Origin of the sequence: Xanthomonas sp. D-109, from assembly GCF_017746095.1 — a bacterium.
GTDB classification, from domain to species: Bacteria; Pseudomonadota; Gammaproteobacteria; order Xanthomonadales; family Xanthomonadaceae; genus Xanthomonas_A; species Xanthomonas_A sacchari.
Window position 1 is genome coordinate 259,705 of the sequence record NZ_JAGHWV010000006.1, and the last position, 12,675, is coordinate 272,379.

Below are 12,675 nucleotides of genomic sequence, written 5' to 3' on the forward strand. Positions count from 1 at the left end.
CCGGGCGTGCCGGTTCCACGTGGCGTGACGGCCGGCGAGTACCGGCCCCGGCGCGGGGGGGCCGCGCTTACAGCAGCGGCGAGGTCAGCCGCGCCACCGCCTCCGGCAGCCGGTAGCGCCACAGCGAGCGCTTGCGGTCGTCGCGTACGCGCACCGCATCGGCCATCTCCCCTTCCAGCAGCTCGGCCAGTTGCCTGGTCAGCCCGCGGTCGCGGAACAGCGTGGCGACCTCGAAATTGAGCCGGAAACTGCGGTTGTCGAAGTTGGCGCTGCCGACCAGGCACAGGTCCTCGTCGGTGATCAGCGCCTTGGTGTGCAGCATGCGCGGGCCGTATTCGTAGATCCGCACGCCGGCCTGCAGCAGTTCGTCGAAGTACGAGCGCGCGGCCAGCGTCACCAGCCGCGAGTCGCTGCGCTTGGGCACCAGCAGGCGCACGTCCAGCCCGCCCAGCGCCGCCGAGGTCAGCGCCATGCGTGCGGCTTCGCCCGGCACGAAATACGGCGTGACCAGCCACACCCGCCGCTGCGCCTCGTAGATCGCCGCGACCTGCAGGCGATGGATGCTCTCCCAGGACGAATCCGGCCCCGACACCAGCACCTGCGCCTGGATGCTGCCGGCATCGCGGCTGGGCATGTCGCTGGGCCAGATCCGCGCCATGTCGAAGGCATCGCGGCCCTGGCGGGTGGCGTACAGCCAGTCCTCCACGAACACCAGCTGCAGGCTGCGCACCACGTGGCCTTCGCAGCGCAGGTGCAGATCGCGGTAGGCATCGGCGCGCAGCGCTTCGTTCTCCTCGTCGGTGACGTTGATACCACCGGTGAAGGCGAGGCGGCCATCGATCACCACGATCTTGCGGTGGGTGCGCAGGTTGACCCAGGGCCGCTTGAACTTGAACGGACGCAGCAACTGGGTGGGATGGAACCAGGCGACCTCGGCGCCGGCCTCCAGCAGCGGCCGCAGGAAGCGCTTGCGCACCTGCGAGGAGCCGACCGCATCCAGCAGCAGGCGCACGCGCACGCCGGCGCGGGCGCGCTCGACCAGCGCGTCGCGGATGCGCGTGCCGGTGCGGTCGGGATTGAAGATGTAGTACTCCAGGTGCACGTGATGCTGCGCGGCACCGATGTCGCGCACGATCGCATCGTAGGTGGCGGCGCCGTCGACCAGCCACTGCACGGCGGTGGCCGAACTCGGCGCCAGGCCGGTGGTGGCCTGGGCGATCTTGGCCAGCTCGGTGCAGTCGGCATCCGGCGGGCATAAGCTGCTGTAGTGCTCCATGCCCGAGCGCGAGCGGCCGCGGCGCAGGCGCTGCCGCTTCACCTTCTGCGGGCCCAGCAGGTAATAGATGACGAAGCCCAGATAGGGCAAGGCGGCCAGCGACAGCACCCAGCTCAGCGTGGCAGCCGGCTCGCGCTTCTGCAGCACGATCCAGCCGCTCAGCCACAGGATGTACAGCAGGTAGGCGACGGTCAGATAGGCGCCGATGTGCGGGATGCCGGTCAGCCGGTCCCAGGTGTTCTGCAAAGTCGCGATCACGAGCATCGGCGGATTCTAGAGGGTGGCGCGGAGGTTGCGGCGAAGGCGGCGTCGGCTGGGCATGGTGGCGAGTGGCCTGATCGCGTGCAGCGGCCGTCTGGCTCGCTGGCGGCACATGGTTCTGCGAACCGGCACCGCACTGTGTATGACACGCGCACGCGGCAGCCGGATGACGCCTGCCGTGTGGCGTTCGCGCGCGACGGCGTGCCGGCTCGGCGAAAACCGGCGTCGACGCGCCGGCCACCGAGGAGCACGACCTGCGGCGCTGGCATCGCCTTCGATGCCTGCGCAAGCCGGGGAAGCGACCAAATGGTACGTGCCGGCCTGAAAGATTCAGCGCCGCCGTCGGTGCCGTCGCATCCGCCGAGACGGTCGGCGCGTAGCCTATGCCGATGAGCACCGTCATCAAGGGCCGCGGCGCCGGCAGCCATTTGCCGGGCCGCTTCGAACGGACCGTCAGCCAGGCCGAGGACGACGGCTGGCATCCCGACGACAGCGAGGAATTCGCCGCCCCGCACCTGCGCACCCAGGTGAGCGAGGAGACCGCGCGCAGCATCATCAGCCGCAACCAGTCGCCGGACGTGGGGTTCGCGCAGTCGGTCAATCCGTACCGCGGCTGCGAGCACGGCTGCAGCTACTGCTTCGCCCGGCCCAGCCACGCCTATCTGAACCTGTCGCCGGGGCTGGACTTCGAGACGCGGCTGTTCGCCAAGACCAATGCCCCGGAACTGTTGCGCCGCGAGCTGGCCAAGCCCGGCTATGTGCCCAGCCCGATCGCGCTGGGCATCAACACCGACGCCTACCAGCCGATCGAGCGCAAGCTGCAGCTGACCCGGCGCCTGATCGAGGTCTTCGCCGAGACCCGCCACCCGTTCTCGCTGATCACCAAGAACGCGCTGGTCGAGCGCGACCTGGATCTGCTGGCGCCGCTGGCCCGCGACAACCTGGTCAGCGTGCACTTCTCGGTGACCTCGCTGGATCCGCGGCTGTCGGCCAGGCTGGAGCCGCGCGCCTCGGCGCCGCACGCGCGGCTGCGCGCCATGCGCACCCTGCATGAGGCCGGTGTCCCGGTCGGTGTGATGGTGGCGCCGGTGATCCCGTGGATCAACGACCATGCGCTGGAAGCGGTGCTGGAAGCGGCCCGCGAGGCCGGCGCCGAGTCCGCCGGCTACGTGCTGCTGCGCCTGCCGCACGAAGTGGCGCCGCTGTTCCGCGATTGGCTGCAGGCGCACCATCCCGACCGCGCCGCGCACGTGATGAGCACGGTGCAGCAACTGCGTGGCGGCAAGGACTACGACAGCACCTTCGGCAAGCGCATGCGCGGCGAAGGCGTCTACGCCGACCTGCTGGCGCGGCGCTTCGCCCTGGCGCACAAGCGGCTGGGCTATGCCGAGTCCCCGCGCCGCCGCCTGGACTGCAGCCACTTCGTCAAACCGCTGCCGCCGCGCCCGCCGTCGCCGCAGGGTGTGTTGTTTTGAGCGGGGATTGGGGATTCGGGAGTGGGGATTCGCAAGAGCGGCACGGCGCGGCCTGACGCAGCCACTGCAATCCAGCTGCCAAGAAAGCCGCTTTTACGAATCCCCATTCCCTATTCCCTATTCCCGGCCGTAAAGCGCCTGTGCCGACTGGAACAGGATCCAGCTCGTGGCGATGAACTTGTCGCCGCGCTGCGGACGGTTGCCGCGGTGGGTGTGGGTGAAGGCGGTGGGGGCGATCAGCAGGCTGCCGGCGCGTGGGGCGATCTTGCGGCGCTGGAACAGGAACTCGGTCTCGCCTTCGTCGAAATCGTCGTTGAGGTACAGGGTCCACAACAGGTGCCGGTGCAGGGTCTCGGCGCTGGGGTCGCGCGGGTACAGCTCGCAGTGCCAATACGGATAGCCGCCCTCGCCCGCCTCGTACCACTGCAGGTTGATCGCGCCCGGACGCAGGCAGGTGCGTGCGAGGTTGGACAACGCGGCGTCGTCGAGCAGGGCGAAGTCGTCGGCACCGAGACGGTGCGGCTGGCCGTCCGCGCCCGGCACCTGCAGCATCAGCGGTGAGATCAGGGTCTGCGGGTACTTGCGCAGATAGCCGAGCAGCCCACCGAATACGGCCTGCTGCAGCCGCTGTTCCACGTCGCGCCACGGCTCCAGACCGCTGATGCGCAGGTCGCGGCTGCGCTTGAGCTCGGGAAACACGCCGCTGCCGACTTCGCCGGGCCGCAGTTGGGTGCTGCCGCGCAGGCGCCGCAGGATGGCGGCGCAGTCCTCGCGGGACATGGCGCCCTCGAACACTTCGATGAAATCGGGATGCGTGTCGGACATCGCGCGACCTTACCAGCGATTTCGCGGGGTTGCAGCCGCAGCGAAGCGGCCGCGAGCTGCGGATGTCGTCGCCCGGTGGACCGCACCCCCGCAGCGGCACGTACGGATTGGGTTTTCGCGGTCGGCGAAATCGGCGAGGACGGCATCCATCCACCTTAATTGCGCGGCCATGCGTCAGCGGAACACGCGCTGCCGTGCCTGATGCCTAGCGCGTGTCAGCCGGCGCTGGATTGCCGCGGATCGCGATGCCAAGGAGGGCCAGCCATACTGCCAGCGCCAGCAGGGTGGGCAGTTCGAAGCGACTGGAGTTGTACAGGGTGAAACTCCGGGCGGCGAAGAACAACAGCGTCCACAACGCCAGGTTGATCAGCACGATCCGCTTTCGCCAGCGGTGGCGGGTGAACAGCGCGATGACGGTGGGCATCAGCGCGACCGGTGCGGTGGCGAAGAAGAACAGCACGACGAGGGTCTGGTTCATGGGTTTCCTCCCGCCCGATATGATCAGGTGCACGTGACCAACAGCCAACGGTGCTTGCACTGCGCATGCCGCTGACTGCCGCTACCCTACCGCAGCCGGAACGCCAGGCGACGGTCGCCGCGTCAGATCAGAAGGTGCTCTCTCGAGTGACGGACGGATCCAGCACGCAAGCGAAGGCGCGGACGCGGCCTCAGGGCGCTGTATTCGCCGGCCAGACCCGATCGACCAGGTCGCCGATCTGCATGGGCGCCGCTTGGCCCTCGGCGGCACGCTGCCAGGCTGCTGGCGACGGCCCTTGGCGCTCGGTCGGCGGCGCGCCCCACAGGGTGACGTTGAGCGCGAACACCACCACGCCGCCGCTGGCCTGGAACGGCGGCACCCGCTCCAGCGCCGTGACCAGCGTGTTCGCCACCGTGTCGGGAAGCGCGGGTGTCACATCCAGCCATACCCGGGAACGGCCGCCTGGGCGGACGGCCACCGCCACGAAGCCGGAGGTGGGCCGGGGCGTGCTCACCCGCGACAGTTCACGCGATGCAGTGGCGTCCAGCGCCTTCACGTATGCCGCCAGCGCATCGACGTTCTCGGCACGCTCGCGCATCACCGCTTCGGGCTGCAGCAGCATGAGGTTCTGCATGCGAAAGGATTCGGCAGCCGACACCACGCCGCTCGACATCATCGCCATCAGCATCAGGCACCAGCGCATCGGAACGTCCTTGTCGTCTCGGTGGTTGCATCCCGCCGCGTCGCCGCGCTCCCAACCAAGAGCGCGGCGCGCGTGCGATCAGTACAGCAGGTCGACGTAGTGGATCTTCTTCGCGCCGAAGCCGCCACAGCCCTCGCTGGTCGTGTACTGCAGTACGACCTGGGTCCTGGACGTAGCGGCGGAGAGAATGGCCGAATACTTTTCCTTGGCGATGGCGTCTGCGGAAAAATCGATCACCCAACGCCCATCGGACGCGCACTCGTTGCTGGTCGGCTGGTTCTCCAGCCATACCGAGGCGTAGTTGGATTCGACCACGACGCGGGTGATCTTGCCTTGTTGCGTGGTGTCGGCACAGGCGACACCCGAGACGAGCAGCAGCAACAGCCCGAAGACACGTTTCATTGCACTTTCCCCTGTTTGAATTGTTGAACGGCATCGGCGCGGCGACCGCGCACCCCCCCAGCCGACGCACCGCTTTGCAGCGACCGCCATCGTTCCGGGACGATCTTGCCGAATCGCACTGCGCCGCCTGCAGCGACTTCCCCTTGCACCGACCGCGGGCATGCCTCGGCGATGCGGCACCGACTATACGGTAGCGGTGGCGACAGTCGCCATCGGCCAGGCGATGCCTGGACGCGCGACTGCCGCACCACCGCGCTCAGCCGTGGTGGCTGTCGTGTTCCATGTGATACCGCACCGCCTCGGCCACCTCGTTCTTCGAGCCCAGGAACACCGGCACGCGCTGGTGCAGCTGTTCCGGCTGCAGGCCGAGGATGCGTGCGCGGCCGGTGCTGGCGGCGCCGCCGGCCTGCTCCACCAGCATGCCCATCGGGTTGGCTTCGTACATCAGCCGCAGCTTGCCGGCCTTGCCGGGATCCTTCCTGTCCCAGGGATAGATGAAGATGCCGCCACGGGTGAGGATGCGGTGCACGTCGGCGACCATGCTGGCGATCCAGCGCATGTTGAAATTCTTGCCGCGCACGCCTTCGCTGCCGGCCAGCAGGTCGGCCACGTACTGCTGCATCGGCGCTTCCCAATGGCGCTGGTTGGACATGTTGATCGCGAACTCGGCGGTGTCCTCGGGAATGCGCATGTCGGCCTGGGTCAGCAGGAAACTGCCCTCCTCGCGCTCCAGGGTGAAGGCATGGGTGCCGTGGCCCAGGGTCAGCACCAGCATCGTACTGGGGCCATAGATGCAGTAGCCGGCGGCGACCTGCGCGGTGCCCGGCTGCAGGAAGTGCTCGTCGCCGGGGGTGTCGGTGCCTGGGGGCGCGCGCAGCACCGAGAAGATGGTGCCGACCGAGACGTTGACGTCGATGTTGGAGCTGCCGTCCAGCGGATCGAACAGCAGCAGGAAATCGCCGCTGGGGTACTTGTCGGGCACCGGCTGGCAGTGGTCCATCTCTTCCGAGGCGCAGGCGGCGAGGTGGCCACCCCAGGCGTTGGCTTCGAGCAGGATGTCGTTGCTGAGCACGTCCAGCTTCTTCTGCGCTTCGCCCTGCACGTTGCCGGTGCCGGCATCGCCCAGCACGCCGCCCAGGGCGCCCTTGCTGACCGCGATGGAAATGCGCTTGCAGGCGCGGGACACGATCGTGATGAGCTGGCGCAGTTCCGGGCCGATACGCCCGGCATGCTGTTCTTCGATCAGGAAGCGGGTCAGCGACGTTCGCGACATGGGCAGGACGGCCTTGCGTGAGAAAGGGGACCGCCATTGTCGCGGGTTGCGCCACGGATTTCGATGCGCGGCGCTGCGCGCGCTTCGAAACGCCGCGCATCGGCCCGCGCGCGCGCCGTTATGGCGTGCGCTCGCTGGCTTCCAGGGCGGCGGCGAACTTCGCCATCAGCCGCACCAGATCCGTCACGTCCTGCGGCGCCCAGGAGGCGAAGATCTGCCGGCCGATGCGCTCGCGTGCCGCATCCAGACGGTCGGTCATGTCCTTGCCCTTGGGCGTGACGGTGGCCTCGCGCAGGCGCCGGTCCTGCGCGTTACCGTGGCGTTCGACCAGCGCCATCGCCGCCAGCTTGGCGACCTGGCGGCTGATGGTCGTGTAGTCGCGGCCCAGGCGCTCGGCCAGGTCCACCACCCCGATCGGCCCGAATCGCTCGATCACCACCAGCAGGCGGAACAGCGCCTGGTCCAGGGTCAGGCCGGCTTCTTCCAGCAGCCGCGCATCGTTGCGCGGGCGGTTCATCACGCTGGCGATGCTGACCATGGACAGGTGCAGCGACTTCAGTTCGGGCGAGATATGTGTATCTTGCACTCTTTTGTCGGCAGGCATATCGTCCTCTCCAGTTAAGTGCATTTTGCACATTTATGGAGTCTGCAGCGATGACGATGTCCCCTGAAGTGGTGATCTGCGGTGCCGGCGCGGCCGGTTTGACCCTGGCGATCGAGCTGGCCCGCCGCGGCGTCGCGTTCCGGCTGCTGGAACAGCGCGACCAGCCTTTCCCCGGCTCCCGCGGCAAGGGGATCCAGCCACGCAGCCAGGAGATGTTCGAGGACATGGGCGTGATCCATCGACTGTTCGCTGCCGGTGGCCTTTACCCGGTGTCGCGCACCCATCGCGCCGACGGCAGTTGGGTCGACACGGTCGTGGTGGAAGGCGGTCCCGCGACCCCGGCCGAACCCTACCGCAGCCCGTTGATGGTGCCGCAGTTCCTGACCGAAGCGGTGTTGCGCGCGCGCCTGTCGGAACTGGGGCACCAGGTGGAGTTCGGCCATGCCTTGCTCGATTTCGCGCAGGACGCCGAGGGCATCGCCGTGCGCGTGGCCAGGCCGGCCGGCGAGCAGACCATCGCAACGCGCTACCTGATCGGCGCCGACGGCGGCCGCAGCGCGGTGCGCCGCACGCTGGACATCGGCTTTTCCGGCGAGACATTGGGCGTACGCGCGGTCGTTGCCGACATCGTGCTGCACGGGCTGCCGCGTGATGCCTGGCATGCGTTCCACGAGGACGACATGGCGCGGCGCATTTCGCTGTGCCCGCTGCTGGGCACGGAGTTGTTTCAATTGCAGGCCCCGGTGCCGCTTGTCGGCGAGGTGGATCTGTCGGCCGCGGGCCTGGCCGCCATGCTGCGCGCGCGCACCGGCCGCGACGACCTGGTGATCGAACGCGTCTGCTGGGCATCGGCCTATCAGATGAACGCGCGCCTGGCCGATCGCTACCGCGTCGGGCGCGTGTTCCTGGTCGGCGATGCGGCGCACATCCATCCGCCGACCGGCGGCCAAGGCCTGAACACCAGCGCCCAGGATGCGTACAACCTGGGCTGGAAGCTGGCCGCGGTGCTGCGTGGCGCGCCCGCCGCCTTGCTCGACACCTACGAAGAAGAGCGGCGGCCGATCGCCGCCGCGATGCTGGGTCTGTCCACGCGGTTGCTGGATCGCGCCCACCACGGCGACCAACGGCGCGGTCGCGAGGTGCAGCAGCTCGACCTGCAGTACCGGGCCTCGTCGCTGTCGCTGCAGGCCGACGCGGGCGAGCGCCGGATACAGCCGGGCGACCGGGCGCCGGATGCGCCGCTGCGCGGTGCGGGTGGGCAGCCGGTACGGCTGTTCGAGGTCTTGCGCGGTACCCACTGGACTTTGCTCGGCTATGCCGCCGATCGCGCCCTCGCCCCCGCGTGCCGCGACCTGCACGTGCACATCATCGGCCCGGCCGCGGAACTGCGCGATGTGCACGGCCACTTCGCCGACGCCTACTCACCTCAACCGGGCGAGTGGCTGTTGGTGCGGCCGGACGGCTACGTCGCCGCACGGGTGGCGACCCCGGACCTCGCGGCGCTGATCGGCCATTTCCAACGGCATGCGGCGTGACCTGCGCTGGCGTGACTGCAGTTGGCACAGGGGCCGTGCGGCGACCCAATCGATCGCGCCACACGGCACAGCGCCGCCCGCGTGATCAGACGCCGGGCGCGCGATACGCGCCGCCGTCGGCGTCGGGCATAAAAAAACCGGGAGGCTTGCGCGCTCCCGGTGCGATGTCCTGGCCGGACTGCATCCAGGCCGCCAGACGGCGGCCTCGCCTGCGGCACTCAGCCCTTGTGCACGGTCGCCACGGCCTGGGTCACGTAGTCCAGGTTGTTCTGGCTCAGCGCGGCCACGCAGATGCGGCCGGTGCCGACTGCGTAGATGCCGAACTCATCGCGCAGCCGATCCACCTGCGCCTTGCTCAGGCCCGAGTAGGAGAACATGCCGGCCTGCTGCTGGATGAAGCCGAACTCCGGCGCGCCCAGGGCGGCGAGCTTCTGCACCATGCCGGCGCGCAGGGCGTGGATGCGCTCGCGCATCTCGGTCAGCTCCTGCTCCCACATCGCACGCAGTTCCGGGCTGTTGAGCACCCCGGCGACCAGGGCGGCGCCGTGCGTGGACGGGCTGGAGTAGATGGTGCGGATGATGCGCTTGACCTGCGACTGTACCGCCTTGCTCTCGGCGGCGTTGGCCGAGACCACCGACAGCGCGCCGACACGCTCGCCGTACAGCGAGAACGACTTGGAGTAGGAACTGGCGACCACGTAGTTGTCGATGCCGACCTCGGCCAGCAGGCGCACCGCGTAGGCGTCGTCGTCGATGCCCTTGTCGAAGCCCTGGTAGGCGATGTCCACGAACGGGAACAGATTGCGTTCCTTCAGCAGCTCGGCCACGGTGCGCCACTGCGCCTGGCTCAGGTCGGCGCCGGTCGGGTTGTGGCAGCAGGCGTGCAGCAGCACCACGCTGCCGGGCGCAAGCTGGCGCAGGTCGGCGAGCATGCCGTCGAAGTTCAGGCCGTGGCTGGCCGGATCGAAATAGGTGTAATCGACCACGTCGAAGCCGGCGGCGGTGAACACCGCGCGGTGGTTCTCCCAGCTCGGGTTGCTGATGGCGATGGTCGAGGTGGACAGCAGCTTCTTCAGCAGGTCCGCGCCCACGCGCAGCGCGCCGCTGCCGCCGACGGTCTGCGAGGTGGCGACGCGGCCGGCGGCCAGCAGCGGCGACTCGGCGCCGAACAGCAGTTTCTGCGTGGCCAGGTCGTAGGCGGGCAGGCCGTCGATCGGCAGGTAGCCGCGCGGCTTGGCTTCCTGCGCCAGCTGCTGCTCGATCTGCTGCACGGCGCGCAGCAGCGGGATGCGGCCGTTTTCGTCGTAGTAGATGCCCACGCCCAGGTTGACCTTGGTCGGGCGGGAGTCGGCGTTGTAGGCCTCGGTCAGGCCCAGGATCGGGTCGCCTGGGACCTGTTCCACGTTTGCAAAGAAGGACACGGCGGTACTCGTTCGGTGGCGGAGGTGGGGGCCGGAAGGACCGGAGCCGGCGCGGTCAAACACCTCATCCTAACAAACGCTGCCGCGCTTGGCCGGTGCGGCCGGGCGGCAGTTGGGCGATGATGGGCCATGTCTTCTTCCCTGCCCTCCGCCCTGCTCTGCGGGGCCTGCGCCCTGGCGCTGTCGTCCCTGGTCCACGCCGCTCCTGGCGAGGAGCCGGCCACCACCCTGCCCGCCTTGCAGGTCCAGGCCGCCCGCGTCGGCGGCGTGGCCGATTTCGACCTGCCGGCGTCGCTGACCACCACTGGCCTGGGCGACAGCGACCGCCTCGGCATACAGGCGTCCGAGGCGCTGGTCGGGGTGCCCGGCCTGCTCGCGCGCGATCGCCAGAACTATGCGCAGGACACCCAGCTGTCGATCCGCGGCTTCGGCGCGCGCTCGGCGTTCGGCGTGCGCGGGGTGCGCCTGCTGCTGGACGGCATCCCGGCGACGATGCCGGACGGCCAGGGCCAGCTGTCCAACTTCAACCTGTTCGGCAGCGAGCGGGTCGAGGTGCTGCGCGGGCCGTTCTCGGCGCTGTACGGCAATTCCTCCGGCGGCGTGGTGCAGCTGTGGAGCGCCGACGGCCAGCCCGACGATCCCTGGCGGCTGCGCAGCGCGATCGGCAGCCACGGCACCGCGGCGCTCAGCGCGCAGGCGCTGGGCCAGCAAGGCGAGGTCCACTACAACCTGGCCGCCACCCATTTCAGCACCGACGGCTACCGCGACCACAGCCACGCCCAGCGCACCACCTTCAACGCCAAGATCGGCATCGACCTGGCGCCGGGGCGGCGCCTGGACCTGCTGCTCAACGCGCTGGAGGCGCCCGATGCGCAGGACCCGCTGGGCCTGAGCCGCGCCCAGGCCGCTGCCGACCCGCGCCAGGCCACCGCCGCGGCCAGCCAGTTCGACACCCGCAAGTCCACCCGCCAGGTGCAGGCCGGCGCCATCTTCACCCAGCAGCTGGACCAGCAGACCTGGCGCCTGATGGGCTACGCCGGGCGCCGCGACGTCACCCAATACCTCTCGGTTCCGGTGAGCGCGCAGAGCAACCCGCTCAACGCCGGCGGCGTGATCGACCTGGATGGCGACTACGGCGGCCTCGACGCGCGCTGGGCCTGGCAGGGCGAACTGGCCGGACGCCCGTTCCAGTTCACCGTCGGCGCCAATGCCGACCGCCAGCAACAGCACCGCACCGGCTACGAGAACTTCGTCGGCAGCACCCTCGGAGTGAAGGGCCGGCTGCGCCGCGACCAGCAGGACCGGGTGGAGAACGTGGACCAGTTCGCCCAGGCCTGGTGGCAGTTCGCCGAGCGCTGGTCGCTGCTGGCCGGCCTGCGCCACAGCCAGGTGCGGTTCCGTTCGGACGACGCCTACATCGTCGGCCGCAATCCCGACGACAGCGGCCGCACCGACTATGCCGCGACCACCCCGGTGGCCGGGCTGGTGTTCCGCGTCACCGACGACCTGCGGCTCTACGCCTCGGCCGGGCGCGGCTTCGAGACCCCGACCTTCAACGAGCTCGGCTACCGCCGCGACGGCGGCGCCGGCCTGGCCCTGGACCTGGCCGCGGCGCGCAGCCAGAACCTGGAACTGGGCGCGAAGTGGCGCAACGCCGCCGGCGCCAGTTGGGACGCGGCCCTGTTCCGCGCCAGCACCGACGACGAACTGGCGGTGGCCAGCAACACCAACGGCCGCAGCACCTACCGCAACATCGGCCGCACCCGCCGCCAGGGCGCCGAGACCAGCCTGACCCTGCCGCTGGGCGACAGCGCACAACTGCAACTGGCCTACACCTGGCTGCAGGCGACGGTGCGCCAGGCCTACCTGACCTGCGCCAGCAGCGGCTGCGCCACGCCCACCGCGGTGGTGGCCGCCGGCACCCGCCTGCCCGGCGTGCCGCAGCAGCAACTGTTCGCGCGCTGGCAGTGGCAGCCGCGCGCCTGGCAGTTCGCGGTCGAGGGCGTGGCCGCCGGCGACACAATGGTCAACGACCTGGCCAGCGAGGCCGCGCCCGGCTACGCCCTGCTCAACCTGGAAGCAGCGCGGCGCTGGACCACCGCGCACGGCACCCTGCGCACCTTCGCGCGCATCGACAACGCGTTCGACCGCCGCTACATCGGCTCGGTCATCGTCAACGACGGCAATGGCCGCTACTACGAGCCGGGGCCGGATCGCAGCTATACGGTTGGGTTGCAGTGGGACTTGCCGCACTGAGCCGGTCGTAGGAGGGGAGCATCTCCCAGCGCCATCCGAGCGTGGCGCTTTTCGGTAGTTGGCTGATCGCCGCTAGCGATGGGCGGCACCACGGGATGGGGAACTCCTGTTCGGCGGCGCAGGACTGCTTCGTCAAGCAGCGCCGGATCCCCTGCCCTGACCTGTC

The 12,675-nt window shown here is 69.5% G+C and carries 11 protein-coding genes; 3 read left to right on the forward strand and 8 right to left on the reverse strand.

Annotated elements, in window-relative coordinates; all coding sequences use genetic code 11:
• Nucleotides 1-67: 67 nt before the first annotated feature.
• Nucleotides 68-1,540, reverse strand: a complete 1,473-nt coding sequence (cls, locus tag J7357_RS07225; protein WP_209245581.1) for a cardiolipin synthase — start codon at nt 1,538-1,540, stop codon at nt 68-70.
• Nucleotides 1,541-1,926: 386 nt separating this feature from the next.
• Between cls and J7357_RS07230 the strand changes: the two genes are divergently transcribed.
• Entirely contained in the window at nt 1,927-3,012 is a 1,086-nt protein-coding gene (locus tag J7357_RS07230; protein ID WP_209245582.1) for a PA0069 family radical SAM protein, read from the forward strand.
• A gap of 117 nt (nt 3,013-3,129) precedes the next feature.
• On the opposite strand, the gene J7357_RS07235 is transcribed toward J7357_RS07230, so the two are convergent.
• From J7357_RS07235 to J7357_RS07260, 6 genes are all read right to left on the reverse strand, one after another.
• Nucleotides 3,130-3,837 (reverse strand): 2OG-Fe(II) oxygenase, encoded by a 708-nt coding sequence (locus tag J7357_RS07235; RefSeq protein ID WP_209245583.1) that lies wholly within the window; start codon nt 3,835-3,837, stop codon nt 3,130-3,132.
• A 205-nt stretch (nt 3,838-4,042) separates the two neighbouring features.
• Nucleotides 4,043-4,315, reverse strand: a complete 273-nt coding sequence (locus J7357_RS07240; protein WP_019799074.1) for a hypothetical protein — start codon at nt 4,313-4,315, stop codon at nt 4,043-4,045.
• Between the two features lie 190 nt (nt 4,316-4,505).
• Entirely contained in the window at nt 4,506-5,003 is a 498-nt protein-coding gene (locus tag J7357_RS07245) for a hypothetical protein (protein ID WP_244667338.1), read from the reverse strand.
• A 93-nt stretch (nt 5,004-5,096) separates the two neighbouring features.
• Complete coding sequence (locus tag J7357_RS07250; protein WP_010340655.1) at nt 5,097-5,420, reverse strand: hypothetical protein; 324 nt, start codon at nt 5,418-5,420, stop codon at nt 5,097-5,099.
• Nucleotides 5,421-5,676: 256 nt separating this feature from the next.
• Nucleotides 5,677-6,693, reverse strand: coding sequence for a class 1 fructose-bisphosphatase (locus tag J7357_RS07255; protein WP_209245585.1), 1,017 nt, complete (start codon nt 6,691-6,693; stop codon nt 5,677-5,679).
• Between the two features lie 118 nt (nt 6,694-6,811).
• Nucleotides 6,812-7,279, reverse strand: coding sequence for a MarR family winged helix-turn-helix transcriptional regulator (locus J7357_RS07260; protein WP_343237398.1), 468 nt, complete (start codon nt 7,277-7,279; stop codon nt 6,812-6,814).
• Between the two features lie 68 nt (nt 7,280-7,347).
• Between J7357_RS07260 and J7357_RS07265 the strand changes: the two genes are divergently transcribed.
• Nucleotides 7,348-8,832 (forward strand): FAD-dependent oxidoreductase, encoded by a 1,485-nt coding sequence (locus J7357_RS07265; RefSeq protein WP_209245586.1) that lies wholly within the window; start codon nt 7,348-7,350, stop codon nt 8,830-8,832.
• Between the two features lie 218 nt (nt 8,833-9,050).
• On the opposite strand, the gene J7357_RS07270 is transcribed toward J7357_RS07265, so the two are convergent.
• The gene (locus tag J7357_RS07270) at nt 9,051-10,253 is read right to left on the reverse strand and encodes an amino acid aminotransferase (protein WP_209245587.1); all 1,203 of its coding nucleotides are present in this window, start codon (nt 10,251-10,253) and stop codon (nt 9,051-9,053) included.
• A gap of 129 nt (nt 10,254-10,382) precedes the next feature.
• On the opposite strand from J7357_RS07270, the gene J7357_RS07275 reads away from it, so the two are divergent.
• Entirely contained in the window at nt 10,383-12,509 is a 2,127-nt protein-coding gene (locus J7357_RS07275) for a TonB-dependent receptor (RefSeq protein WP_209245588.1), read from the forward strand.
• The last annotated feature ends 166 nt before the right edge of the window (nt 12,510-12,675 follow it).